Raw genomic sequence first — 24982 nt, 5'->3', positions numbered from 1 at the left:
CATGTATGACATGCCAACAGAAATCGACGTTCGCGCCGAGGGGGCGCTGCGCATCATCACCCTGAACCGGCCCGATGCGCTCAATGCGGTCAACGACAATCTGCATGTTGGGCTCGCAGGGCTGTGGCGGCGGTTGAGCGAGGATCGCAGCGCGCGCGCGGCGGTGCTCACGGGCGCCGGGCGAGCCTTCTCGGCCGGCGGCGATTTCGCATATCTGGCCGAACTCGCCCAAGACGCCGACCTGCGGGCGAAGACCATCGCGCATGGCCGAGACATCGTGCTGGGCATGGCCCGCTGCCGGGTGCCGGTGGTGGCGGCGGTCAACGGCCCGGCGGTGGGGCTCGGCTGCAGCCTGGTCGCCCTGAGCGACATCGTCTACATCGCGCCGGATGCCTATCTTGCCGACCCACATGTGCAAGTGGGTCTGGTCGCCGCCGACGGCGGTCCGTTGACCTGGCCATTGCACATCAGCCTGATGCTGGCCAAGGAATACGCGTTGACCGGTCAGCGGATTGCCGCGCAGCGCGCCGTCGAGCTCGGCCTGGCCAACCATGTGGCCGCCGATCCGGTGGCCGAGGCGGTGGCGTGCGCCCAGCGGATCATGAAATTGCCTCAGCAGGCGGTCGAAAGCACCAAACGGGTGCTCAATATTCACCTCGAGCGGGCCGTGCTCGCCAGTCTGGACTACGCGCTGTCGGCCGAGCACCAGTCGTTCACCACCGAGGACTTCCGCTCAATCGTGACCAGGTTGACCGCTCCGAAGGACTAGCCGGACCCGCCCAGCGTGGCCAACCCAATCAGTCGTTGCTGCGCAGGAAGTCGCGCATCACCCGGTCAAACCGGTCTGGTTCTTCGATGAAGGGCATGTGCGCGCTGCACTCGAAGAACTCGAATCGTGAGCCGGCAATCCGTTGATGCATCTCGCGCATGTCTTCCGGCGAGCATTCGTCGTACTTGCCCGCGAGCAGCAGTGTCGGCAGGGCGATTTCGGCCAACCGATCGACCACATCCCAATCGCGAATGGTCCCGACGATCCGAAAATCGCTGGGCCCGAACATCGTTTCGAAGATCTCGGGACCCAGATTCTGGAATGCTTCAGTGAGGTAGGCGGGCCAGGGGAGAGTGCGGCACAGATACGTTTCGTTCCAGGTCGTGATTGCGGACTGACATTCGGCCGAATGTGTGGTGCCGGCGGCTTCGTGGCGGTCAATGGTGGCTCGGGTGCCAGGATCCAGCTCCGCCTTGAGCCGAATCACGTTGTCGGCGAACCGGGGAATGGACGCGGTGCTGTTGGAGATGGTCAGGCTGACGGCTCCCGATGGCACGTCCAGGACATACTGCTGGGCGAGCATTCCGCCCCAGGAATTGCCGAAGATGTGAAAGGCTTCCAGCCCGAGTCCGCGCACCACGGCGTCCATCTCGGCCACCGAGCGCCCCATTGTCCACAGATCCACGTCGGACGGGCGTTCGGAGTTTCCGCAGCCAAGTTGATCCCAGAAGATGACTTCCCGTTCGCCGGCCAGTCGTTGCAGCGCTGACAGGTAGTAGTGCGGCAGGCCCGGGCCGCCATGCACCACCAGAAGGGGAAGGCCGGAGCCGCCGCCGACGCGCTTGCTCCACACCTTGCCGCCCGGGACCGCGATTGTCGCCTCCGGTTGTGTCACACCAGCAGTGTAAGGAGTCCTGGTTGCAACTGTTGCTCTCAAACTGAGAGAATCAGGTTCTCGTGAATGTGCGGTCGGCTTCTGGCCTCCGCGCCGCCGAAGTGGAGAAAGCCCGTGCCTGAAGCCGTCATCGTCGCTGCCCTGCGTACCCCGATCGGAACCGCCCGCAAGGGAACCTTGCGCGACACCAACGCATTCGACCTGGCCCACCATGTGGTCAGTGAGGCCACCGCGGATCTGGATCCGGTGCAGATCGACGACGTAATCCTGGGCGAAGGTCTCTACGGCGGCGGCGTCATCGCCCGCCACGCGGCCATCACGGCGGGGCTTGGTCATGTGCCCGGTCTTGCCCAGAATCGGCACTGTGCCGCCGGACAGGCGGCGGTGCAGGGCGCGGCCGCAAGCGTGCGGGCGGGGATGGACCAGCTCATCATCGCCGGGGGCGTGAACTCGGCCTCCACCTCGCCGCGGCCCCGGATGCAGATCGATGGCGAGTGGGTCGACTGGTTCCCGCCGACTCACCCGGACCGGCCGGATGCGCCGAACATGGACATGTCGATCACGGTCGGCTGGAATGCGGCGGTGGCCGCCGGAGTGAGTCGCGCCGAGATGGACGCCTGGGCCCTGCGCTCGCATCGCAACGCGATCGCCGCGATCGACGAGGGCCGGTTCAAGGAGGAGATTGTTCCGATCCCGACGCCGCACGGCCTGTTCTGTGTCGACGAACATCCGCGCCGGGACACGACGATGGAGAAACTGGCCGCGCTCAAGCCGCTGCATCCCGAGATCGACGGCTTCTCGATCACCGCCGGCAACGCCTGCGGCGCCAATGACGGCGCCGCGGTGCTGACCATCGCAAGCGACCGGATGGCCCAGGGGTTGGGCATGCCGGCGCTGGCGCGGGTGCTCAGCTGGGCGTCGGTGGGTGTCGATCCGGCCGCCACCGGCCTGGCCCCGGTCGAAGCTATTCCGAAAGCGCTTGCACGGGGCCATCTATCAATCTCCGACGTTGATCTGTTCGAGATCAACGAAGCGTTCGCGTCAATGTGCGTGGCGACCGTCAAACTGCTGGAACTGGACGCCGATCGGGTCAACGTGAGCGGCAGCGGATGCTCGTTGGGGCACCCGGTGGCCGCGACCGGGGCCAGGATGCTGGTGACGCTGGTGCACGAACTGCGCCGACGCGGCGGCGGGATTGGGCTGGCGGCGATGTGTGCCGGTGGCGGCATGGGATCGGCGACGGTCATCGAGGTTGCGGCGCCATAGCTGCAAAATAGGAAGCGATGAGCATCGATGATCTGATTGCCGCTGCGCGCAACGGATCTCAACGCGCCGCGGGCCGGCTCCTCAGTCTCGTCGAGGGGGACCGCCGCGATGAAGTGCTGGCGGCTATCGAGGACTGGTCGCAGCGGCCCGCGCGAGTCATCGGCATCACCGGGCCGCCAGGGGCGGGCAAATCGACGACGATCACCGGGCTGGTCGGCGCCTACCGGGAGCGCGGAGCCCGGGTGGCCGTGCTAGCCGTGGACCCGTCGTCCCCGTTCAGTGGTGGTGCGTTGCTCGGCGATCGCATCCGAATGACCGCGCATGTCAACGACTCCGAGGTGCTGATCCGCTCGGTGGCCAGTCGGGGCCATCTTGGCGGTCTGGCCGCCTCCGCGCCCGCCGCCATCCGGCTGCTGGGGGCGCTGCGTTACGACGTCGTTCTGCTGGAAACGGTCGGGGTGGGACAGTCCGAGATCGAGGTGGCGGCGGTGGCAGACCCGACCGTCGTCGTGCTCAATCCGGGAACCGGCGATGCGGTCCAGGCCGCCAAGGCCGGTCTGCTGGAAGTCGCCGACATTGTGGCGGTCAACAAGGCCGACCGCGTCGGTGCCGAACAGACCGTGCGAGACTTGCGGGCCGAAACCAATGCCCCGATCCTCAGCCTGGTGGCGGTCAAGTCGGAGGGCATTGGTGAGCTGTTGGCCCTGATCGACGCGCATCAGCGCGGCGATAGTCGCGATCGCCGGTTGGCCCGTGCTCGGGCGCAGATTCTGTCGCTGGCGCAGACTCGGCTGCGCGGCCGTACCGACCTGGACCGGCTCGCCGAGGCGGTGGTCGACGGCCTCGACGATCCTTATGCTGCGGCTGACCGGCTGTTGGCCCCGCCGCCGCACTAGGTCCGCCAATTGGGGGACACGCAGTTCCTCTTGACGAATAGCTTTCCGGCCGACAGACAACGGCCTGGCGGAGTGTCAATCTTGTCCCATGGCATTTGTGACCAGTGCACCCGAAGCGTTGACCGCCGCAGCTTTGAACCTACATTCGGTTGGGGCCGGGATGAGCGCGGGAAATGCCGCCGCCATGGCCCCCATCACCGGGGTGGTCCCAGCTGCGGCCGACGAGGTGTCGGCGCTGACCGCGGCCCACTTTGCCGCCCACGGGGCGATGTACCAAACGCTGAGCGCGCAGGCGCAGGCGATTCACGAGATGTTCGTGACCACCTTGCAGGCCAGCGGCGGTTCCTACGCCGAGACCGAGGCGGCCAACGCTATCGCCGCTCAGTAGCGGCCCACGGGCGGTTATTCGCCCGCTGTAGTCGATCGGCGGTGTCCCCCGATCAGCGGACAAGATTCTTGCCGCATGGTGAGTTGATCGGAGGAGCCTCCCAGGTGCGATCATGCTTACCCCTGGATCGATGACGACCACCGCGACCATCGCCGCCGGCGAGGCGATGCGTGTCTCTTCTAGTTCTTCCCCGGATCTCCCCGATGCCGGGGCCACCACGAAATTCCTGCGGTCCCGCAACGCCGCTTTGCGCTCCAATGCCCGTGGCAGCAACGGATCGGCTGCCCGCCTGGCCAACACAAAGACCAACACAAAGCCCCGGTCGGCAGGGGCGCTCTGCGCTCGCCCGGTGGCGGCTCCACTCGGCGGTGCCCGCCCGTCGGGCGAACGCGCTGGTGGACGGCACCGGCCGGTCAGGGAGGGCTACCCGGCGGTCATTTGGCTGCTACTGGGCGGAAACCTGGTGGTGCGTGCCGCCGGATTCGCCTATCCGTTCATGGCGTTTCACGTGGCAGGACGAGGATTTGCCGCTGGCGCGGTGGGCGCGGTGCTGGCCGCGTTCGGCGTGGGCTGGGCCGTGGGGCAGCTGGTCTGCGGATGGCTGGTGGACTCTCTGGGCCCACGGGCGACGCTGGCTTGGACCATGACCATCGCGGCGGGTGTGCTGGTGGGAATGGCCGAAGCACGCAGCGTGGCTGCCTTGCTGGTCGGCGCCATGATCACCGGTGTGGTCTACGACGCGCCGCGTCCGGTGATAGGTGCCGCGATCGCCGAACTCATCCCAGACCCGAGCCGGCGGGCCGAGCTCGATGCTTGGCGTTTCGGCTGGATCGTCAGCATCGGACGAGCGATCACCGGTGGTGTGGGCGGACTGCTCGCCGCCTGGTCCGGCGTGCCGGTGCTGTTCTGGATCAACGCCGTGGCGTGCGCGCTGCTTGCGCTGGTGGCGGCCCGCTGCATTCCGGCAACGGCGCATCGGCCGCCGGTGGCACCGGCTGTGCATGTCAGGGCCGCACGCATCAGCTACCGCCGGGCATTTTCGGATGGTCGGCTGGTGCTGTTGTTCGCGTCCAGCCTTGCGACGCTGACCGCAGTGCGGGGGCTATACGCCACCGTGCCCATGCTCATGGCCGACAGCGGTCTGGGCGCGGGTGAATTCGGCTGGACCCAGGTGGCCAATGCCGCCGCCGGAATCGGCCTAACCCCGGTGATAACGCCCTGGCTGGGCCGAAAAGTCGCGGCCCGCATCAACCCGCGATTGGACATCCTGGCGATTGCCGGCGGATGGACGGCGTTGACCATGGCCGGTGCGGCGCTCGCGCACACGACTTTCGGCTTCGCCATCGCCGTGGCCGCGTCCGCTCCCGGGGAAATCGCCTGGTTCGTGATCGCGGCTGGGATAGTTCACCGAATTGCTCCGCCCGCCAGTGGCGGGCGCTACCACGGAATCTGGTCGATGACCCTGGCCATCGCGTCGGTCGTGGCCCCCATCGTGTCCTCCTGCAGTCTGACGCACGGCGGCCATCGCTTGGTCGCGCTGGTCACCGTGACAGTGGGTTTGGCCGGGGCCGCGCTGTGCCTGCCGCTGGGCCGGGCGCTGAACAAGTCCGGTGACGTCGGGGTCCGGGGCTCGCAATACACCGCCGCGGCAGGGGCCGCTTGAGCCGCTACGCGCGAGGTACCGCGCTACGACTCGCGCCGGCGACTTCCCCCGATCGGGGGAACGGCGTTCGTCAGTTTGTCCGGCCGATCGGCGGTACCACGGCCGGGCCGGCCCGGCTAGCTTCAAACTTGCGCTGAGGTGCCGTCGAACCGCCATCCCCAAGCCCGCGACGTATCCGGGGTTGGCGCCGCGGAGCTCGGCGCTGACCCGCCGACGCCTCCGCTGACGAATGAGGAGCCGACAGATGACTCATGCCAGTGCACGCCCGGCCGCGCTCCTGCCCGACCACCTCGAAATGTATCGGCGGATGTGGGTGCTGCGGCTGCTCGACATGGCGCTGGAGGAGATGCGTGCCGACGGTCTGATGGAGTCACCGGTATCGACCGCGTTGGGCCAGGAGGCCGTGAGTATCGGTGCGACGGCGGCACTGACCGAGGGTGATCTGGTGCTGGCCAGCCGTCGCGCACATGCCCTGCACGTCGGTGTGGATCTTCCGCTGGGGCCGCTGATCGCCGAGCTGATTGGCCAAGCCAGCACCTGCGACCACGCTGACCAGCTGAACTCGCCGGAGCGATCGGGTGCCGCCGACCAGTGCCCGCTGCTGGCGGTCGGGCACGCATACTCGCAGTGGCTGGACAACAGCGACCGGGTCACGCTCTGCATCACCGGTCCTGACGATGTCAATTCCGGCGCGTTTGTCCAGGCCGCAAACATGGCGGTGCTGTGGCACCTTCCGGTGGTGATCGTGGTTGAAAGCGTTCCCGGTGTCGGTGTTGCCGGCCGTTTGCGCGGCGCCCCCGGCCATGGTGGAGATGCGTGCCAGCGGATTCCCAGCGTCACCGTGGATGGTCACGACGTCCAGGCGGTTCGACGCTGTGTGGCCACAGCGGTGCAGCGGGCGCGTGCTGGCGCCGGCCCCACCGTGGTACGCGCCATCACCTACCGGAGCAGCGATTTTCCCTCATTCGATGGTGATTACGACGCGGCCGCTACCGAACCTTTCCTGGATCCGCTGGTATTCACCGGCGGCCGGCTGAAGGCCGGTGGAGCCGATGCGGCGCAGCTCTGCGATGTGGAGCGCACGGCACGCAAACTGGTCGCCGACGCCGTTGCCTTGGCCAAGTCGGGGACCTGTCCCGGTCATGATGGGCGTAGTTAAGAAGCGCGCAGATCAGCTGGGCAGACCGGACGTCGCCGCTGAAACCTGGCAGCAGTGCCAGTTGGCGCACCGGCCCCGCCTGTGCTGGTCGCAGCCCGCACGACTCGCATTTTGGTCCGGAGGTGGACCGGTGCGTGCCTGGCTTGGCAGAGCCGGGGTGCGCTGGGCGACTCCGAGTCTGGCAGGTGTCTGCCGCTGTGAGTACGGTGTTCCGGTGGGGATGACCGGCGATTTTGAGCTGGAGCGGGTGCACAAGCTGCATCAACTGCGCTCCTACCGGCTTGTCTCGGTGCTTCGCCTCGGGGTCTTGGTGTTCCTGATCGGCGCAATGCTCATCGGCACTCCCCAGCACGAATGGGCCCAGCAAATCACGTTGGTCGTGGTGTACGTGCTGGCCGCGGCGGGCGCCCTGCTGCTCGCGTTTTCACCGCGGCGAGTGGCGGCCAGCGGAGCGGTCACCATTCGGTCCTGGGAACCGCTGGCCTTCACTGCCGTCGACATAGCGGTGCTGACCGCGTTTCAGCTCTTGTCGGCCGATGGGATCTATCCGCTATTGATGATGACCTTGCTGCCGATTTTGGTGGGCGTCGACGTTTCGTCACGACGGGCGATGGTGGTGCTGGCATTCACCATTGTCGGGTTCACCATCGCCGGGGTTCACGACAATGTGCTGCTCGGCGACGCGGGGTGGCCCGATTCCGTGTTTGTGTTCTCGCTCTACGCGTTTTTGTGCGCCACCGCATTGGTGGTGGTCCGCACCGAGGAGCGCCGTGTTCGCTCGGTCGCGGGTTTGAGCGCGTTGCGAGAGGCATTGCTGGCCCAGACGATGACGGCCTCGGAGGTGTTGCAGCGCCGGATCTCGGAGTCCATTCACGACGGCCCGCTGCAGGACGTGCTGGTCGCGCGCCAGGAACTCGTCGAGTTGCAGAGCGTCTGGCCCGGCGACGATCGGGTGGAGCGCGCACTGGCCGGCCTGCAAAGTGCCTCCGAACGGTTGCGGCAGGCCACTTTTGAGCTGCACCCGGCCGTCCTCGAACAGGTTGGCCTGGGTGCGGCCGTGGAACAGTTGGCGACCTTCACCGCGCGCCGATCGGGCATCGAGGTCAGCACCGACATCGACTACCCCATCCGCAACGAGATCGACCCGATCATGTTCGGTGTGGCACGCGAGTTGCTGTCCAACGTGGTGCACCATGCACAGGCCAAACATGTGTCGGTCAGCCTTGGGATCACCGACGGAGCTTGCGTTTTGGACGTGGCTGACGACGGGGTGGGCATCGCCGGCGGTACCGCGGCGCGCCGTCTCGGTGAGGGACATATCGGCCTGGCTTCGCATCGGGCGCGGGTCGACGCGGCTGGCGGAACGTTCGTCTTTCTCGATGCCCCGGCGGGCACCCATGTGTGCGTCGAACTGCCCTTGAAGTCGGTGTCTTCGCCGGAACCGGATCGGCACCCGCCCGCCGGCGCAACTAGTCGAGAAGCCCTTGCCGCATCGCCTCGGCGACGGCGGCCGCTCGGTCACTGACGCCGAGCTTCTCGTATAGCCGTTGCACGTGGGTCTTGACCGTTGACGGCGCGACGTAGAGTTCGCCGGCGATCGCGGGGATGCTCTGGCCCTTGGCGATGCGATGAAGCACCTCGCGCTCCCGGGCGCTGAGCACCGGAGCCATGGGTGCCGCACGCTGGCGGATCTCTCCGGCAAGCCCGCCGACCAGCGACGGCGCCACCACGTCGCGGCCCTTCGCGCAGTCGAGTACCGCCTTGACGATCTCGGTACGCGTCGAGTCTTTCAGCAAGAAACCGGCGGCCCCCTGCTGCAGCGCCTGGTACACGATCGCCGATTCGTCGTGCGCCGAGATCAGCAACACCCGAGTGGGCAGCTCATTGCTGCGCACCGCCGCAGCGACCTGCGCGCCGTCCATCCGCGGCATCCGGTAGTCGAGCAAGGCCACGTCGGGTAAGTGAGTCTTGATCAGTTCCAGCGCGGCCGCGCCATCATCGGCCTCGCCGACGACGTTGACCGAACCGCTCAACGACAGCGCGCGTACCACACCCTCACGAAAGAGCGGGTGGTCGTCACCAACTACCACTCGCACTTTCTCGGTTTTAGTCACATCCATGGCGCGCCGACCATGGCCTGAGTTTAGCGGGTGGTTCAGCAGGATCGATGACGAATTCCAGGCAACGCCAAGCCGACCGCCGACAGTTTGCTCCTAGCTGCCGGCGCCAGGACGAATCTGCTGGTCAGAGCCTCGGATAGCGGCGCACCGAAAGGTCGCCGAACCCGTCGAGTGCAAATTATGGCCAGCTGGTCGGTTCGTGCCGTCTGTACGGTGTTCCTGTGGTGGTCACCAGCGACGCAGAACTGGCTCGGGTGCGCCGAACACACCAGCTGCGCGCTTACCGCATCGGCTCCGTGCTTCGGATCGGGGTTGTGTTGTTCATGGTTGCCGCCATGTTGGTCGGTACGCCGCGCCGGGAATGGGGCGCGCAGACGGCCTTGATCTGTGTCTACGCGTTTGCCGCACTGTGGGCGCTGGCGTTGGCGTTTCGACGGTCGCGGCCGATGGTCAGCCTGGACCGATTTGCCAACATCGCCAGATACGAACCGCTCGCCTTCACCGCCGTCGATGTGTTGGCGCTGACCGGCTTTCAGTTGCTGTCCACCGACGGCATCTATTCGCTGCTGATCATGACGCTGTTGCCGGTGCTGGTTGCCCTCGACATTTCGTCGCGGCGGGCCGCGGTGGTGCTGGCATTGACGCTGGTTGGATTCGCCCTGGCGTTGGCTCAGGATCCGGTGGTGATTCGGATGAATGGCTGGCCCGAGGCGGTCTTTCGGTTCGGGCTCTACGCATTCCTCTGTGCCACCGCATTGATGGTGGTCCGCAGCGAGGAACGGCACGCCCGTTCGGTGGCGACGTTGAGCGTGATACGTGAAGAGTTGCTCGCACAGACCATGACGGCTTCGGAAGTGCTGCAACGCCGGATTTCGGAATCCATTCACGATGGGCCGCTGCAGGACGTGCTGGCCGCGCGCCAGGAACTGATCGAATTGCGGGCCGCCGCGCCCCACGACCAACGAGTGAGCACCGCACTGGCAGGTCTGCAGAGTGCGTCGGATCTGCTGCGGCAGGCAACCTTCGAGCTGCATCCGGCCGTTCTCGAACAGGTCGGCTTGGGTGCGGCGGTCGAACAGTTGGCCTCTTTTCACGCCCAACGTTCGGGCATCAGGATCACCGACGATGTCGACTATCCGATACGTGACGAGATCGATCCCATCGTCTTCGGTGTGGCCCGGGAGTTGCTGTCCAATGTGGTGCAGCATTCGCGGGCGCGTAATGCTTCGGTGGCTCTGGGCATCTCCGACGGCGTGTGCGTGCTGGATGTGGCCGACGACGGCGTCGGCGTCAGCGGAGAAACGATGGCGCGCCGCCTCGGCCAGGGGCATATCGGTCTGGCCTCGCATCGGGCCCGTGTCGACGCCGCCGGTGGATCGCTGGTCTTCCTCAATACGCCGACCGGCACCCACGTTTGTGTACGCGTTCCGCTGAAGGGCTAAACGGCACTAGGTGTTCTTCACTGGCAGGTTGTGAACGCGTAGGCGTTCGATGGGTGTTTTTCCGCCGATGCCGGTGTGGGGTCGATGGTGATTGTAGTAGTGCAGCCAGTCCTGATAAGTTGCCGCGCGTTGGACCTCCGACAGGTAGGTCTGCGCGTAGGCCCATTCGCTGGCCAGGGTGCGGTTGAACCTCTCGACTTTTCCGTTGGTCTGAGGACGGTACGGGCGAGTGCGCTTGTGGGCGATCTCCTCGCCGAGTGAATCGGCGAAAACTTTTGACCGGTAACAGTTTCCGTTGTCAGTCAACACACGCTTGACGGTGATCCCGTGATCGACGAAAAACCCGTTAGCCCGCAACCAGAACCCTGCGGCGGTGTCTTTACGTTCGTCGGTGAGGATCTCGGAGTAGGCCAGCCGCGAATGATCATCGACGGCATGGTGCACAAACGCATACCCCACGCCGCTACGGTTGCGTCGACCGGCGTGACGACCCAACTTGCGGTGCCCACCACCGTCGGGAATGCGACCTAGCTTCTTGACGTCGAGGTGAACCAAATCCCCGGGTGCGGGATGCTCGTAACGGCGCGGTTGGGGCCGGCGCACCGGCAGCCCACTGGCTTGATCGAGATCGCGCAGCAACGGCATCCGGTAACGGCGCAGCACCGCTTCCACCGTCGAGCGGGCCAGCCGCAAATGCGCGGCGATGCGGTGCGGCCCCCAGCGCCGCGTGAAGCGGATTTTGATGATGCGCCGCTCCCGACGCTGGGGAAGCCGACCTGGACTGCGATGCGGACGACTGGAGCGATCGACCATGGCCTCTGGACCGCCAACGCGGTAACGGTCAGCCCATTTCTTGGCCGTGGCCGTCGAGCACTGGAACCGCTCGGCGGCTCGGGCATAGGTCCAACGGTCATCGACGACACAGCGGGCCAGCCGCAACCGCCCCCGCGGAGTCAATGAGGCATTAGCGTGGGACATGAGGACCTCTCGGTGATCGGGGTGTGTGTGGTAACCACACCGATACCGGAGGTCCTCACCTATTTCCCGCTAGCCACGCCGTTCACAACCTCGCTGGGAGTTACAACTAGGGCGCATCGGCCGACTCGCCGGTGGCGGCCGCGCGGCCGGCCCGATAGCCGAAAACCATTGCCGGACCAATTGTTCCACCCGCCCCGCCGTATGCCCTCCCGGTCACTCCCGCCATAGCATTGCCGGCGGCGAACAGTCCCGGTACGGGTCCTCCGCTGACGTGCCGGACACGTCCGTCGCGATCGGTGCGCGGTCCGCCCTTGGTGCCCATGGCGCCCACCCGGATCGGCACCGCGTAGAAGGGCGCGCTGTCGATGGGGCCAAGTGTCTTGCCGGCAAGGGTGGTCGCCTGGTCGTCACCCCAATATCCGTCGTATGCGCTGGCGCCGCGACCGAAGTCGGGATCGGCACCGGAGGCGACGTTTTGGTTCCATCGCGTTATCGTGCGCCCCAAGCCGTCGGCGTCGATACCGGTCTTGGCGGCCAGCTCGGTGAGGTCGGTCGACTCACAGAACCAGTCCGGAACCGGTTGGCCGGGGTCGATCCCGAGGAACCCGTAGCGTTGCAGATGGGCCGAGTCGAACACGATCCAGGCGGGATCGTTCACGTAGCCACCCCTGGGATCGAGGTAGTGGAAGGCGCCGGCCATCGAGTTGTAGTCACACGCCTCGTTGACAAAGCGTTGCCCGGCCGGGTTCACGATGATGCTGCGCGGGCGGGTTCGCTCCAGCCGCACGCTGCGGCTGCGCTGCTTGCCATCGATGGTGTCGTTGGGGATCTGCACGATGGGAACCCACCAGGCTTCACCCATGTTGGCCAGCTCGGCGCCGTGTGCCATCGCCATCCGCAGCCCGTCGCCGGTGTTGTTGGGCGGTGAGACCGCACCGTGCATGGGGCCCCGCAGGAAGGCCCGCACCAGGACGGGATCCCATTCGAATCCACCTGTTGCCAGGACAACACCGCGGCGGGCACGCACGCTGATGCTGCGGCCGGACTGGGCAATCCGGACCCCGACGACCGCCCCGTCTTCGACCACCAGTTCCTCGGCCGCGGCGTCGGTGCGCGGTGTCACCCCGACGTCCAGCAATCCCTGTAATAGCCCGGCTACCAGGGCGGTACCGGCCACGCACAGGTCTTCGGATTCCTCGACGCCGGCGTGCAGCCGGGCCCGGGTTTCGGCGTCGAAGCCGACATTGGACCAATCCGGGGGGAAAGAGGTGATTCGGCTGGCCCATTCGCCGAGTCGGCTTGGTTCAAAGGGCGCCGGGCCGAGCGACCGGCCGCCCGCCGGTTGTCCGCCCGGCAACTCGGGCCGGTAGTCGGGGAAGCCGGCGGCGATCTCGAAACGCACGCCGCTGTGCTTTTCGACGAAATCGAGCATTGCCGCCCCGGTTCGGACAAACGTTTCGACCAGGGTGTCGTCCATCGAGTGCAGGGACTGTGCGCGCAGGTAGCGCAACGCATCGTCGACCGTGAGGTCCCGGTCGGGCGATCGCTGATGGGCGGGGATCCAGGCGATCCCGCCCGAGACGGCGGTGGTCCCGCCGACGGTCGGCGCCTTCTCGAACACCGCCACCGAGGCGCCGGCGACTGCCGCGCTCAGGGCCGCCGTGAGTCCAGCGCCGCCGCTGCCGAGCACGACGACATCGAATGTCTGACTCCACAACATGATTGGGTATCCCTTCAGCTCAGCTGCGTGGACAGCTGCCGCGCGGCGTCGATGACGGCGCCCTTCGCGCGCATCACCACGTCTTCTCGATGCGAGATGAGGTTGATGCAGGTTGGTGGGGCTGGTGCCGGCCGGCTGACCGGCACGGCCAGGCCATAGGTATTCGGTTCGATCTCGCCGAAGGTCGTCACCCAGCCACGCCGGCGCGTCGCGGCGACCAGCTCCCGCTCCCCGGGGCGCGCGGCCATGCTGGCTAGCAGCGCGATGCCGGCCGCGCCGCGGTCCAGGGGATATCTGCTGCCCTCGTGGAAGGCGAGTTGATAGGCGACCTGGGTGGGCACGATCACCGCGAGGGCGACCTGTTCGTCGCCCTCGGCAACCAGCAATGAAACGGTGGTGCCCAGATCATCGGCCAGTGCGCGCAGCGTTGGCAGACTGAGCTGGCGCACGTTGTGGTCGAAGGACGCGCCGAGCACCGCGAGGCCGGCTGCCGGCCGGAAGCGCCCATCTTCGCCCTTGGCCACCAGCCGGAACTGGGTCAACGTCAGCAGCAATCGGTAGGCGATGGTCCGGTGCACCCCGACCCGATCGGCAACTTCCTGCATCGACAGGCCCGCCGGAGCCGCGGCGACCAACTGCAGCGCGGTGAGCCCCCGCGCCAACGTCTGCGACCCCGCTCCCGAGCCCGTCACAGTCTTGACACATCCCTATGCGAGAGCGAAGCTCTATATATATCGCACATCAATGTGCGATATTAGCACAACATGATTCTGGAAAACGAGAACATTATTTCCACAGTGGCAGGCCCGGAGAGGAACCGTGACGGACTTCGAGAGCGTGTGGAGCGACCTGCAGGGCGTCACGTTCGAGCAGGGCTACCTCACCACCGCGCAGGGAGTTCGGACTCGCTACCTGCGCGCCGGCGAACCGGACCGGCCGCTGCTGATGCTGTTGCACGGATCTGGTGGTCACGCCGAGGCATACGTCCGAAATCTGGCCGCGCACGCCGAGCACTTCTGGACCTGGGCAATCGACATGCTGGGCCATGGCTACACCGACAAGCCGGGTCACCCACTGGAAATCCGCCACTACGTCGAGCATCTGATGGCGGTGCTGCGTGCCATCGGTGCTCAACGCGCAAGCATCAGCGGTGAGTCGCTGGGCGGCTGGGTAGCGGCCCGTGCGGCCGTCTATCATCCCGAAGCGGTTGAACGCCTCGTACTCAATACCGCTGGTGGTTCTCAGGCGGATCCCGAGGTGATGGCGCGCATCGTTACGTTATCGATGGCCGCCGCCGAGAATCCGACCTGGGAGACCGTGCAGGCGCGGATCAAGTGGCTGATGGCGGACAAGTCCAAGGACTACGACGATTTGGTGGCCAGCCGCCAACGGATATACCGCCAGCCGGGATTCGTTGCCGCGATGCGCGACATCATGGCCTTGCAGGATCCGCAGATCCGGGCCCGCAACCTGCTGGGACCGGCCGAGTACGGGGCCATCAAAGCGCCGACGCTGGTGCTCTGGACCAGCCATGACCCGACGGCCGACGTGACAGAGGGGCGCCGGATCGCATCGATGATTCCCGGCGCACGCTTTGAGGTGATGTCGGGTTGTGGCCATTGGCCGCAGTACGAAGACGCCAAATCCTTCAATCGCCGCCATCTCGACTTCCTGATGGGGCACTGATGTCTGGGAAGCGACGGCAGAACGACTTTGATGTTCTAGTGGTCGGTGCCGGACCGGTTGGCCTTACCCTGGCCAATATCCTTGGCTTGCAGGGTGTCCGGACGCTGGTCATCGAGGAGCGCACGACGCTGATCGACTATCCGCGCGGCGTCGGGCTCGACGACGAGGCGTTGCGTACCTTCCAGTCGATCGGCCTGGTCGAGGGCATCCTGCCGCACACGGTGCCCAACCAGATTCTGCGGTTCTTCGATGCCAAGCGCCGGATCCTTGCCGAGATGGCCCCGCCGGACGCGCGTTTCGGCTGGCCGAAGCGCAACGGATTCGTGCAGCCGCTGGTCGATGCGGAATTGCTCCGTGGTCTGGACAGGTTCGACCACGTCGAGGTGTGGTGGGGTCGGCCGGTGACCTCATGCGTGCAGACCGAAACCGCGGTAGCGGTCGAGTGCGGTACCGCAGCAGACGACTCTGGCAAATCGCGGCGGGTGCGGGTCGGCTATGTCGTTGGCTGCGACGGCGGCCGCAGCATCACCCGCCGGATGATGGGTGTGTCTTTCGACGGCACGACCTCGCCCACCCGATGGCTGGTGGTTGATATCGCCAACGACCCGCTGGGGCATCCGAACAGCGAGGTGGGTGCGGACCCGAGCCGCCCGTATGCCTCGATTTCGATCGCTCACGGGATACGACGGTTCGAGTTCATGATTCACGCCGATGAGTCTGACGAGCAGGCCGACGATCCGGCCTTCCTGACCAGAATGCTGGCCCGGCTGGTACCGCACCCCGAACGGGTCGAGGTGATCCGGCGCCGCGTCTACACCCATCATTCGCGAATCGCCGGTGCCTTCCGCAGCGGGCGTCTGCTGCTGGCCGGCGACGCGGCACATCTGATGCCGGTCTGGCAAGGGCAGGGCTACAACAGCGGCATCCGCGACGCGGCAAATCTGGGGTGGAAACTGGCCGCGGTGGTTCGGGGCCAGGCCGGCGAAGCGCTGCTCGACAGTTACGATTTGGAGCGGCGCAAGCACGCGCGGGCGATGATCGACCTGTCCACCATGGTGGGTCGGGTGATTTCGCCGACCGACCGCAGAATCGCGGCCGTGCGCAACGCGGTGGTGCGCTCCGCATCGGTGCTGCCTTCGCTCAAGCGCTATGTACTCGAGATGCGGTTCAAGCCGATGCCGCGATACGAGGTTGGGGCCGTCGTGCATGACCGGCCTCGGCGCCCTCGGTCGCCGGTCGGCACGTTGTTCATCCAGCCTCGAGTCGACACACGCGGCCAGCACAACATCCTGCTGGACGACGTGCTGGGTGGCTGGTTCGCCGTGCTGTGCTGGAACAACAACCCGCGAAAGATCCTCGGGGATGCCGCATTTGCTACGTGGAAAGCGTTGGACGCCAAATTTGTTGCCGCGCGTCCAGCGGTCCAGCTGCACTGGACCGGCGACGATGACCCAGGCGTGGTGATCGTCGGCGACCGTACGGGTGAAATCAAGGCCTGGTTCGACTCGCACGACGAATCGGTGTTGTTCGTGCGTCCCGACCGTTGCATCGCCGGCGCCTGCATTGCCCAGCTGGCCCCAGACCTGAGCCGATCGCTGGTCGCAGCCCTCTCGCTTGCTTCGGGAGGGGGTGACGCCGAAAATGCCTCTGGCTCTGTGCTGTATGTCCCACAGCCCGCTGCTGAATCTACCGGGGCCGCGGCTCGACCTACTTGACGAGGTCCATGCCGCCATTGCCGAGGCCGCCGAGTTCGTGCGTGCCTACGACCCGGACCTGGTGGTCATCTTTTCCCCGGATCACTACAACGGCTTCTTCTACCGGGCGATGCCCCCGTTTTGTATTGGTATGTACGCCAGTGCGGTTGGGGACTACGGTACCCACATCGGTGCGCTTGATGTTCCTGCCGACCTGGCAGCGGACTGCGCCAAGGCCGTGCTCGGCGCGGATGTCGACGTGGCCGTATCGGCCAGCATGGACGTGGACCACGGGACCGTGCAGCCGCTGGAAAAGTTGTTCGGAACCGCGACCGCCCGCCCGGTGATACCGATCTTCATCAACGCGATAGCCGCCCCGCTGGGCCCCCTGCGGCGGTGCCGAGCGCTGGGCACCGCGGTAGGAACTTTCTTGTCAACCCTGGACATGCGGGTGTTGGTGATTGGATCGGGCGGGCTCTCCCATAGTCCGCCGGTGCCGACGTTGCACAGCGCAGATCCGCAGGTCCGGGAGCGCATCGTGCACGGCCAGCCCCTGACTCCCGCACAGCGGCAAGCCCGGCAGACCGTCGTGATGGAAGCGGCCAAGAGCTTCGCGGCGGGAAACAGTGACCTACAGCCGCTCAATCCGGCTTGGGACCAGCGCTTCCTGGAAATCATCGACAACGGACACCTCAGCGACCTCGATCGCTGGTCGAACTCGTTCGTCACCCACGAAGGCGGCAGCTCGGCGCATGAAATACGCACCTGGATCTCGGCGTTCGCCGCCATGGCGGTGGCCGGGCCGTATCAGACGAAAGTCCGCTACTACAAGCAGGCGGCCGACCTGATCGCCGGATTCGCCATCAGGACGGCGGTACCGATGCCATGACTGTCGGATCTTGGGGTGACGTCGACCGCATGGTCGACGTGCTCGTGGTCGGATCCGGTGGTGGGGGCATGACCGCCGCCCTGACCGCGGCGTCGAGTGGACTCGACACCCTGGTCATCGAAAAATCCTCGTGCTTTGGCGGTTCCACGGCGCTGTCGGGGGGCGGCATCTGGGTTCCCGGGGCCCCCGCACAACGCCGGGCGGGCTACCCGCCCAACCCCGATGACGTGGTCAGCTATCTGCGACGGATTACCGATGGCTTGGTGAGCGAGGCGCGCATTCGGCAGTATGTCTACTCGGCCCCACAAATGTTGGAGTTCTTGGAAGGCCTGTCTGCCTGGCTGGAGTTCGTCTGGAAGCCCGGCTACGCCGACTACTATCCGGAACTGCCGGGAGGCTCGGTGCTGGGCAGCACGATCAACGTGCCACCCATCGATCTGCGCAAGCTGGGCGACGACCAACCTCGCCTGCTCACACCGCTGTCGCTGGCCCCCAAGGGAATTTGGCTGGGCCCCAAGGAACTACGGTCCTTCTATCGCATCCGGCAGTCCTGGGCAGGCAAGGCCGTCCTACTCAAACTGGTGACCCGGATGATCCGGGCCAGAGTCTTCGGTGAGCAGATTGCGGCGATCGGACAGTCGCTGGCGGCACGGCTGCGGCTGGCGATGAAGGAGCTAGGTGTCGCGCTGTGGCTCGATGCGCCGCTGGTGGAGCTGCTCACCGACGCCGGGGGAGCGGTGACAGGTGCGGTGGTGCAAACGGAGGGCGGCCGAGAACGGATCGGAGTGCGCGGCGGCGTGATCCTGGCGTCCGGAGGCTTTGACCACGACCTGGCCTGGCGCAAAGAGCATCAACCCCTGGTGGAGCAGGACTGGAGTTTCGGCAACCCCGCGGCACTCGGAGACGGTATCCGCGCGGGCCAACGGGTGGGTGCGGCCGCCGACCTCCTGGACGAGGCGTGGTGGTTCCCGGCGATCCAATGGCCGGATGGCCGAATGCAATTCATGCTCAACGAGCGAATGATGCCGGCTCAGTTCATCGTCAACGGAGCGGGCAAGCGCTTCATCAATGAGGCGGCGCCATACATGGACTTCGGTCACGCCATGATCGCGGGCCAGAAATCCGGTGTCACCCATATACCGTGCTGGCTGGTCACCGATCACCGCTCCTTTAACCGCTACGTCGTGGCCGGTCATCTACCGATACCGAAGATCCCCGGGGCCCCGGTACCCACCGGCCGCAAGATCCCAACCGCCTGGCTGGAGTCGGGTGTGGTCAAAGCCGCAACGAGTTGGGCAGAGCTGGCAACCAAGATCGGTGTTCCGGGCGGGCAGCTGCAGGCGACTGCCGAGCGGTTCAACGAACTCGCCGTCAAGGGCCACGACGACGACTTCAACCGCGGCGACAGCGTCTATGACAACTATTACGGCGATCCGACGCTGCCCAACCCCAACCTGTATCCGCTGGGAGATCCGCCCTACTACGCATTTCGCATCGTTCTTGGGGATCTGGGGACCTCGGGCGGTCTGCGCACCGACGAGTATGCCCGAGTGCTGCGGCCCGATGACACCACGGTGGGCGGACTCTATGCGGTGGGTAACACCTCCGCCCCGGTGATGGGCCGCAGCTACGCCGGCGCGGGGGCAACCATCGGGCCGGCAATGACCTTTGGCTTTGTAGCGGCCAAACACCTTGCCGCGCAGCTAGCTGCGCGGCGCGCGACACCGACCACCCATTTCCACGGAAGGTAGCAATGAAAATCTCACTGTTCTATGAATTCGCTTTACCGCGTCCTTGGGCGCCTGACGACGAGCGGATCATGCTGCAGGACTGCCTCGATGAGGTCGAAGCCGCGGACAAGGCCGGATTCTCCACCGTCTGGCTCACCGAACATCACTTCCTCGAGGAATACTGTCATTCCACCGCGCCGGAGATCTTCTTGGCCGCGGCCAGCCAGCGAACCAAGAACATCCGGCTGGGATTTGGGATCATGCACCTGCCGCCCGCGGTCAATCACCCGGCCCGGGTGGCCGAACGCATCGCGACCCTGGATCTGCTGTCCAACGGACGAGTCGAGTTCGGCACCGGAGAGTCGTCCTCGATTGGGGAACTCGGCGGATTCAACATCGATCCGGCCGACAAGCGTGGGCAATGGGAAGAGGCCCTCGAGGTGGCGATCCGGTGCATGATCGAGGAGCCGTTCGCCGGATTCACCGGCGACCACATCCAGATGCCGGCTCGCAATGTGATCCCCAAGCCGATGCAAAAGCCGCATCCACCAGTGTGGGTCGCGTGCACCCGCCCGGCCACCGTGCAGATGGCCGCCCAAAAGTGCATCGGTGCGCTGAGTTTCGCTTACACCGGACCGGGTCCGCTCACCGAGCGGGTCAACGGGTACTACAAGGAGTTCGAAGAGAACGGCACGCCGGTGACTCCCGCGATCAACCCCAACATCCTGGCCATCGGGGGTGACCTGTCGATGATGGTGGCCAAGACCGATGAGCAGGCACTGCAACGGCTGGGGCAGGGCGGCGGTTTCTTCTCCTTCGGGATCATGCACTACTACATGACCGGGATTCACACGCCCGGGCGTACCGGAGTGTGGACCCGGTATCTCGAAGAGATCGAGAAGGACCCGACATTGGCTTACGGCCCCGGACGCGGCGCCATTGGATCCCCGGCTACCGTGCGCGAATTCCTGCGTGGCTATGAGGAAAGCGGCGTGGACGAAATCATCCTGCTGCTCAACCCGCGCAGTCATGAGGGAACCATGGAATCCATCGAGTTGATGGGCAAGGAGGTGCTGCCCGAGTTCATCGAGCGCGACGCGAAGGCGGTGGCGGACAAGGCCGCGAGACTGGCTCCTGTCATCGAGAAGGTGCAAGCGCGGCGCCAGGAATCGAATGCGCCACAGTTCGACGAGGCCTACTCGTTCGGCGGGTTGCCCACCGGTCGCGGTGGCAAGTTCACTGCCAGCGAGATTCCCGAGGCCATGGCGGAGATCAACGAAGGCCGGGTGCAAGCGGCGCAGCGCCTGAAGGAACAACGCAAGTAGCCGACCAGCACGGTAAGCGGATCGGGAAAGGCCGGTGGCCCAGATCGAGCAGCTATGGCGCTATGACGGCCGTCGTGCCGTGGTCACCGGATGCGCATCGGGCATCGGCGAGCGGGCCGTGCATCAGCTGACCGGACTCGGGGCGCAAGTCGTCGGACTCGACCAGCGCCAACCCGGGTATGAGATCAGCGAGTTTCACCAGCTCGATCTCGCCGACCCCGGGTCCATCGATCGAGCCGTCGATGCCGTCGGCGGGCCCGTCGATGCGTTGTTCAACATCGCCGGTGTTTCGTCCGGAATTGGTGACCCGCTGCTGGTCGTCACGATCAACTTCCTGGGGTTACGCCATCTCACCGAGGCACTGCTGCCGATGATGGGCCCGGGTTCGGCGATTGTGAGCGTGTCGTCACTAGCAGCCGCCGGCTACCGCGAACACCATCGCGCCGTGGCGCCGCTGTTGAACACCACGACGATGGTCGAGGGGATCGATTGGTGCAAACGGCACCTGGAGGTGCTGGGCGCCGGCTATCAACTCTCCAAAGAAGCGGTGATCCTCTACACGATGCGAAGTGCGGTCGGTCTCGGTGCGCGGGGCATCCGCATCAACTGCACCGGGCCGGGGGTGACCGAGACGCCGATTCTGGATCAGCTCACAACCGCCTACGGAGCCGAGTTTCTCGACGATATCGCCAAGCCGCTGGGCCGGGTCGCAACTCCGGGTGAACAGGCTTCGGTTTTGGTGTTCCTGAATGGTCATGCAGCCAGTTATATTTCGGGTCAGGTCGTATGGGTTGACGGTGGAAACGTGGCGGCATCGATCGCTGGAGAACTCGGGGAAGGACGGGCCTGATGGCAGAGTTGACTGAGTTCCGACGTGTGGCACGGGAGCTCAGCAACTGGGGGAGGTGGGGCGACGCTGACGAGTTGGGCACGCTGAACTTCATCACCGCCGAGAAGGTCCAGCGGGCGGCGAGCTTGGTCCGGCACGGGAAGGTGTTTGCGCTCGGCGTCGACTTCGGGTCATCGGGGCCTCAGGGCGCTTTCGGCTTCCGGCACAATCCAATACATCTGATGACGATCGACGGCGGCGACGCCAGTTCGTTGGCGCAGTACGGGCCGGGGTGGGAGCAGAACCCGACCGCGAGGCAGATGGGCAAGTATCTGGTCGACAACCCATTCCGCTTCAACGACGACATGATCATCATGCCGCTACAGGCGGCCACCCAGTGGGATGCGCTGTCCCACGTGTACTACGACGACCAGCTCTACAACGGCTTCCCCGCCGACTCGGTGACCAGCCAGGGCGCCTATCACTGCGGTATCGACAAGGTCGATGTCAAAGGCATCACCTCGCGCGGAGTGTTGCTCGACCTGGTGCGTCATCGCGGAGCCGAGGTCTTTTTGGAGCACGGAAACCCGATCACTCCCGAGGAACTGGACGACGTGGCGCGCTCTCAGGGCGTCACCATCGAGTCCGGCGATATCGTGCTTATCCGGACTGGTTGGTGGACAAGATTTCTCATGACCGCAAACAAGACCGAGCCTTACTCGGGGCTGGACTGGCGATGCGCGCAGTGGCTGCACGATCACGAGGTTGCCGCGGTCGCTTCCGACAATCTGCAAGTCGAAGATCCGGTATCTGGCGTCGATGGTCTGTTTCTGCCGTTGCATCTGCTGTGCCTGCGTGACATGGGACTGATGCTCGGCGAATACTGGGACCTGACCGCGCTGGCCGCCGATTGCGCCGCCGACGGGGTTTATGAGTTCCAGCTCGTTGCGCCGCCGCTGCGATTTGTCGGCGCGGTAGGCTCGCCGGTCAACCCGATCGCAATAAAGTAGTGCGGATTCATCGTCGCGCGGTCGCGGTCGACGGCTTGCCTACCAGCTATCTGGAGGCGGGTGACGGGGACCCGGTGGTCTTGCTGCACGGCGGTGAGTTCGGGGCCAGCGCCGAAATTGCCTGGGAACACAACATCGGCGTGCTCGGCGCCCGATTCCGGGTGCTGGCGCCCGACCTCCTGGGCTTCGGGCAGTCGGCCAAGGTGGTTGATTTCGTCGACGGCCGCGCAATGCGCATTCGCCATGTGGCGAGGTTCTGCGATGTGCTCGGCGTTGACTCCGCGCACTTCGTGGGCAATTCGATGGGGGCCATCATGCTGCTGACCGACACGACCTCAGACGCGCCGATGCTGCCCGTGCGGACCATGGCGATCATCTGCGGCGGCGGGCAGATTCAGCAGAACCGCCACTTTGACGCACTACAGAGCTACGACGCGACCCTGCCGGCAATGCGGCGCATCGTGGCAGCGCTATTTCACGACGCCCGCTATCCGGCCGACATGGACTATGTGCAGCGCCGATACGATTCGAGTATCGCGCCGGGGGCGTGGGAAGCCGTGGCGGCAGCCCGCTTTCGTCGCCCCGGTGCACCCCCCTCGGCTACCCCGTCCAGCAGTCGCCGGTATGACCGCATCACGGTGCCCACGATGGTGGTGGAGGGGCGCAACGACAAGCTGCTTCCCAGCGGCTGGGCCGAGCAGATCGCCGGGCAGATCCGGAACGGACACTCGCGGGTTGTCGACCGTGCCGGGCACTGTCCGCAGATCGAACGGGCCGGTACCGTCAACGAGCTGATGCTGGATTTTCTCGGTCGCTGAACCCACCGGGTGCCGCGTCGGGGCCTGCCTTTAGAAGATGTAGTCCAGCAGCGTCATCATGCCGGCCTCGCGGTGGTAGCTGTTGTGGCAGTGCAGAACCCAATATCCGGGGTTGTCCGCAACCAGCACCGCCCGCAGCTGTTGCCCCGGCAGCACGATAACGGTGTCCTTGCGTGCCCCGGGCGTGCCGTCGGGTTTGATCATCTGAAATGTGTGGCCGTGCAGATGGATCGGGTGGTACATCATCGTGGGGTTGTCGAACATCAGGGTTGGCCGTTCGCCGAGCCGCACGGTCAGCGGATGCGTCTTGCTGTAAGGCTCCCCGTTGATGGTCCAGTCGTATTTCGCCATCGTTCCGCCCAGCGTGATCGGCAGGCTCATCTGGGGGTCGGGCCGGCCCAGATTGACAGCCGTTGTGGCGGTGAACATTTCCACGGTTCCCACCCGCTTGTTGAGTTCGGCGGGCCGAAACTGTGGGTCGGGTGCGGTGCCGGAGCCGGTGGACAGCAGGGCACGCGCCAGCGCGTTCTTTCCCTCCGCGGAGGCGACCAGCGGGAAGACGCCGTCGGCCGCGGTGACGATCACGTCGTAGCGTTCGGCCATTCCGATCAGCAGCGCGTCGACCTGGGTCGGAATCACCGGGTAGCCGTCGGTGTGGGTGACGGTCATCGTATGCCCGGCCAATGCGACACGGAACGCGGTGTCGGAGGCGACGTTGATGATGCGGATCCGGATTCGCTGACCAGGCTTGGCCTTGAACGAAGTGGGTGCCGCCGGAATTCGCCCGTTGACCAGGTAGTACGGGTAGGCGATGTCCCCGGCATCTCCGCCGAGCAGGTCGCTCGACCCGACTTCGCCGCTTTCTTCATCCGGCTTACCCGTCGCCGATGTGGTTGTGGTGGGAGATGTCTTACTGGTTCCGGTGGTTGTCGTTGTCGTGCTGGTTTTTGTGGTCGGAGTTGTCGTGGTGGTCGTCGTACTGGTGGACGTGCTTGGGGCGGTCGATGACCCCGGGAGTTCTTGCATGCGGGGCTTGTTCGGATCCACCAAGGCGTCGAAAAGCTGTTGCGGGCTCTTGCCGACACCGTCGGTCCAGTCGTCGAGGACAACAATCCATTCGGCGTCGTAGCGGTTGGGTTCGGTCGGATCGTCGACGATGAACGGCAGGTACAGGCCGTGGTCGTCCTCGAGGCCGACATGCGGGTGTGCCCAGTAGGTGCCCGCATTCGGGACCGAGAACCGATAGGTGAAGTCCTGGTCTGCGCCGATGTTGGGGGTCGCGGGCTCGGCGCCATCCATGTCGTTGCGTAGCGCGATGCCGTGCCAGTGCACGGAGGTGGCGCGGTCGAGCCGGTTGGACACCGCGACCACCACCTCGTCGCCGACGCTGGCCCGGATCAGCGGTCCCGGAACCGTGTTGCCGAAGGCCAACGTTTGCACCACCGGCCCGCCCAGATCGATCTGTGCCTGTTGCGGGGTGAGGCTGGCGGTAACCGTTCGCCCGGTGTGCGGACGGGCTCGCTCGGCGGCCGCGATCGCATCGGCCATGGCCGTTTCGCCGGTCTGCGTGGTCTGCGAGTGGCCGCAACCGGCCAACGCCAGCCCGCCTGCGATGCCGGCGCCGATGAAGCCGCGCCTACTGAGCTGTGCGCTCCCGAATGGGTGGCCGCCCGTTGGCAGTACCGGCATTAACCGCTCCTCGTCT

At 65.7% G+C, this 24982-nt stretch carries 22 protein-coding genes; 16 read left to right on the top strand and 6 right to left on the bottom strand.

What is annotated here, in order from left to right:
• Nucleotide 1 precedes the first annotated feature (1 nt).
• Entirely contained in the window at nt 2–769 is a 768-nt protein-coding gene (locus CCUG20998_RS23805; protein WP_020729470.1) for an enoyl-CoA hydratase/isomerase family protein, read from the top strand.
• A 28-nt stretch (nt 770–797) separates the two neighbouring features.
• Here CCUG20998_RS23805 and CCUG20998_RS23800 read toward each other — a convergent pair whose 3' ends face one another.
• On the bottom strand, nt 798–1664 hold the full coding sequence (locus CCUG20998_RS23800; protein ID WP_020729471.1) for a proline iminopeptidase-family hydrolase: 867 nt from the start codon (nt 1662–1664) through the stop codon (nt 798–800).
• A 114-nt stretch (nt 1665–1778) separates the two neighbouring features.
• On the opposite strand from CCUG20998_RS23800, the gene CCUG20998_RS23795 reads away from it, so the two are divergent.
• The 6 genes from CCUG20998_RS23795 to CCUG20998_RS23770 all read left to right on the top strand — a co-directional run bounded on the left by CCUG20998_RS23795 (nt 1779) and on the right by CCUG20998_RS23770 (nt 8561).
• Entirely contained in the window at nt 1779–2930 is a 1152-nt protein-coding gene (locus CCUG20998_RS23795; RefSeq protein WP_020729472.1) for a thiolase family protein, read from the top strand.
• A gap of 17 nt (nt 2931–2947) precedes the next feature.
• Nucleotides 2948–3826: an ArgK/MeaB family GTPase gene (locus tag CCUG20998_RS23790; RefSeq protein WP_020729473.1), complete on the top strand. Its 879-nt coding sequence runs from the start codon at nt 2948–2950 to the stop codon at nt 3824–3826.
• An 88-nt stretch (nt 3827–3914) separates the two neighbouring features.
• The gene (locus tag CCUG20998_RS23785) at nt 3915–4214 is read left to right on the top strand and encodes a PE family protein (protein ID WP_012396323.1); all 300 of its coding nucleotides are present in this window, start codon (nt 3915–3917) and stop codon (nt 4212–4214) included.
• A 112-nt stretch (nt 4215–4326) separates the two neighbouring features.
• Nucleotides 4327–5877, top strand: coding sequence for an MFS transporter (locus CCUG20998_RS23780; RefSeq protein ID WP_020729474.1), 1551 nt, complete (start codon nt 4327–4329; stop codon nt 5875–5877).
• Between the two features lie 244 nt (nt 5878–6121).
• Complete coding sequence (locus tag CCUG20998_RS23775; RefSeq protein WP_020729475.1) at nt 6122–7036, top strand: thiamine pyrophosphate-dependent enzyme; 915 nt, start codon at nt 6122–6124, stop codon at nt 7034–7036.
• A gap of 214 nt (nt 7037–7250) precedes the next feature.
• Nucleotides 7251–8561 carry a sensor histidine kinase gene (locus tag CCUG20998_RS23770; RefSeq protein WP_020729476.1) on the top strand — a complete coding sequence of 437 codons (1311 nt, stop codon included), beginning with the start codon at nt 7251–7253 and terminating at the stop codon, nt 8559–8561.
• Here the strand turns inward: CCUG20998_RS23770 and CCUG20998_RS23765 are convergent.
• Nucleotides 8506–9156, bottom strand: coding sequence for a response regulator (locus CCUG20998_RS23765; RefSeq protein WP_012396319.1), 651 nt, complete (start codon nt 9154–9156; stop codon nt 8506–8508). The two genes, CCUG20998_RS23770 and CCUG20998_RS23765, sit on opposite strands and share 56 nt — an antisense overlap.
• Nucleotides 9157–9377: 221 nt before the next feature.
• Between CCUG20998_RS23765 and CCUG20998_RS23755 the strand changes: the two genes are divergently transcribed.
• Complete coding sequence (locus CCUG20998_RS23755; protein ID WP_020729478.1) at nt 9378–10598, top strand: sensor histidine kinase; 1221 nt, start codon at nt 9378–9380, stop codon at nt 10596–10598.
• 6 nt (nt 10599–10604) lie between these two features.
• Here CCUG20998_RS23755 and CCUG20998_RS23750 read toward each other — a convergent pair whose 3' ends face one another.
• From CCUG20998_RS23750 to CCUG20998_RS23740, 3 genes are all read right to left on the bottom strand, one after another.
• Entirely contained in the window at nt 10605–11576 is a 972-nt protein-coding gene (locus CCUG20998_RS23750; protein WP_012394229.1) for an IS481-like element ISMyma6 family transposase, read from the bottom strand.
• Between the two features lie 106 nt (nt 11577–11682).
• Complete coding sequence (locus CCUG20998_RS23745) at nt 11683–13296, bottom strand: FAD-dependent oxidoreductase (protein ID WP_020729479.1); 1614 nt, start codon at nt 13294–13296, stop codon at nt 11683–11685.
• Nucleotides 13297–13310: 14 nt separating this feature from the next.
• On the bottom strand, nt 13311–13988 hold the full coding sequence (locus tag CCUG20998_RS23740) for an IclR family transcriptional regulator (protein ID WP_020729480.1): 678 nt from the start codon (nt 13986–13988) through the stop codon (nt 13311–13313).
• 127 nt (nt 13989–14115) lie between these two features.
• Here CCUG20998_RS23740 and CCUG20998_RS23735 point away from each other — a divergent pair, with 127 nt between their 5' ends.
• Genes CCUG20998_RS23735 through CCUG20998_RS23700 form a run of 8 tightly spaced genes read left to right on the top strand, consistent with a single transcriptional unit; the run spans nt 14116 to nt 23277 of the window.
• Nucleotides 14116–14982 carry an alpha/beta fold hydrolase gene (locus tag CCUG20998_RS23735; RefSeq protein ID WP_020729481.1) on the top strand — a complete coding sequence of 289 codons (867 nt, stop codon included), beginning with the start codon at nt 14116–14118 and terminating at the stop codon, nt 14980–14982.
• Nucleotides 14982–16697 carry a bifunctional 3-(3-hydroxy-phenyl)propionate/3-hydroxycinnamic acid hydroxylase gene (locus CCUG20998_RS23730; protein WP_036456016.1) on the top strand — a complete coding sequence of 572 codons (1716 nt, stop codon included), beginning with the start codon at nt 14982–14984 and terminating at the stop codon, nt 16695–16697. Before CCUG20998_RS23735 ends, CCUG20998_RS23730 begins: the two co-directional genes overlap by 1 nt.
• On the top strand, nt 16645–17565 hold the full coding sequence (locus CCUG20998_RS23725) for a 3-carboxyethylcatechol 2,3-dioxygenase (RefSeq protein ID WP_036456018.1): 921 nt from the start codon (nt 16645–16647) through the stop codon (nt 17563–17565). The genes CCUG20998_RS23730 and CCUG20998_RS23725 overlap by 53 nt, the downstream gene beginning before the upstream one ends.
• Nucleotides 17562–19316, top strand: a complete 1755-nt coding sequence (locus CCUG20998_RS23720) for an FAD-binding protein (RefSeq protein ID WP_036456020.1) — start codon at nt 17562–17564, stop codon at nt 19314–19316. Before CCUG20998_RS23725 ends, CCUG20998_RS23720 begins: the two co-directional genes overlap by 4 nt.
• Nucleotides 19317–19318: 2 nt before the next feature.
• Nucleotides 19319–20620, top strand: a complete 1302-nt coding sequence (locus tag CCUG20998_RS23715; RefSeq protein WP_020729485.1) for an LLM class flavin-dependent oxidoreductase — start codon at nt 19319–19321, stop codon at nt 20618–20620.
• 34 nt (nt 20621–20654) lie between these two features.
• A complete protein-coding gene (locus tag CCUG20998_RS23710) occupies nt 20655–21470 on the top strand; it encodes a coniferyl-alcohol dehydrogenase (RefSeq protein WP_020729486.1) in 816 nt (271 codons plus the stop codon).
• Nucleotides 21470–22459, top strand: a complete 990-nt coding sequence (locus CCUG20998_RS23705; RefSeq protein ID WP_020729487.1) for a cyclase family protein — start codon at nt 21470–21472, stop codon at nt 22457–22459. Before CCUG20998_RS23710 ends, CCUG20998_RS23705 begins: the two co-directional genes overlap by 1 nt.
• Nucleotides 22459–23277 carry an alpha/beta fold hydrolase gene (locus tag CCUG20998_RS23700; RefSeq protein WP_020729488.1) on the top strand — a complete coding sequence of 273 codons (819 nt, stop codon included), beginning with the start codon at nt 22459–22461 and terminating at the stop codon, nt 23275–23277. The genes CCUG20998_RS23705 and CCUG20998_RS23700 overlap by 1 nt, the downstream gene beginning before the upstream one ends.
• Before the next feature lie 30 nt (nt 23278–23307).
• Here CCUG20998_RS23700 and CCUG20998_RS23695 read toward each other — a convergent pair whose 3' ends face one another.
• Nucleotides 23308–24966, bottom strand: coding sequence for a multicopper oxidase family protein (locus CCUG20998_RS23695; protein ID WP_012396308.1), 1659 nt, complete (start codon nt 24964–24966; stop codon nt 23308–23310).
• Nucleotides 24967–24982 lie beyond the last annotated feature (16 nt).

It is taken from the genome of Mycobacterium marinum (assembly GCF_003391395.1).
Lineage (GTDB): Bacteria > Actinomycetota > Actinomycetes > Mycobacteriales > Mycobacteriaceae > Mycobacterium > Mycobacterium marinum.
The sequence above is the reverse complement of the archived record's forward strand: the minus strand, read 5'-3'. Positions and strand labels throughout refer to the sequence as shown.

Excerpts from the sequence above, each read along its gene's own strand:
- CCUG20998_RS23750 (WP_012394229.1), bottom strand. The coding sequence starts at position 11,576 with ATGTCCCACGCTAATGCCTCATTGACTCCGCGGGGGCGGTTGCGGCTG.
- CCUG20998_RS23745 (WP_020729479.1), bottom strand. The coding sequence starts at position 13,296 with ATGTTGTGGAGTCAGACATTCGATGTCGTCGTGCTCGGCAGCGGCGGC.
- CCUG20998_RS23695 (WP_012396308.1), bottom strand. The coding sequence starts at position 24,966 with ATGCCGGTACTGCCAACGGGCGGCCACCCATTCGGGAGCGCACAGCTC.
- CCUG20998_RS23790 (WP_020729473.1), top strand. The coding sequence starts at position 2,948 with ATGAGCATCGATGATCTGATTGCCGCTGCGCGCAACGGATCTCAACGC.
- CCUG20998_RS23725 (WP_036456018.1), top strand. The coding sequence starts at position 16,645 with ATGTCCCACAGCCCGCTGCTGAATCTACCGGGGCCGCGGCTCGACCTA.
- CCUG20998_RS23715 (WP_020729485.1), top strand. The coding sequence starts at position 19,319 with ATGAAAATCTCACTGTTCTATGAATTCGCTTTACCGCGTCCTTGGGCG.
- CCUG20998_RS23720 (WP_036456020.1), top strand. The coding sequence starts at position 17,562 with ATGACTGTCGGATCTTGGGGTGACGTCGACCGCATGGTCGACGTGCTC.
- CCUG20998_RS23785 (WP_012396323.1), top strand. The coding sequence starts at position 3,915 with ATGGCATTTGTGACCAGTGCACCCGAAGCGTTGACCGCCGCAGCTTTG.
- CCUG20998_RS23805 (WP_020729470.1), top strand. The coding sequence starts at position 2 with ATGTATGACATGCCAACAGAAATCGACGTTCGCGCCGAGGGGGCGCTG.
- CCUG20998_RS23765 (WP_012396319.1), bottom strand. The coding sequence starts at position 9,156 with ATGGATGTGACTAAAACCGAGAAAGTGCGAGTGGTAGTTGGTGACGAC.
- CCUG20998_RS23730 (WP_036456016.1), top strand. The coding sequence starts at position 14,982 with ATGTCTGGGAAGCGACGGCAGAACGACTTTGATGTTCTAGTGGTCGGT.
- CCUG20998_RS23775 (WP_020729475.1), top strand. The coding sequence starts at position 6,122 with ATGACTCATGCCAGTGCACGCCCGGCCGCGCTCCTGCCCGACCACCTC.
- CCUG20998_RS23705 (WP_020729487.1), top strand. The coding sequence starts at position 21,470 with ATGGCAGAGTTGACTGAGTTCCGACGTGTGGCACGGGAGCTCAGCAAC.
- CCUG20998_RS23780 (WP_020729474.1), top strand. The coding sequence starts at position 4,327 with ATGCTTACCCCTGGATCGATGACGACCACCGCGACCATCGCCGCCGGC.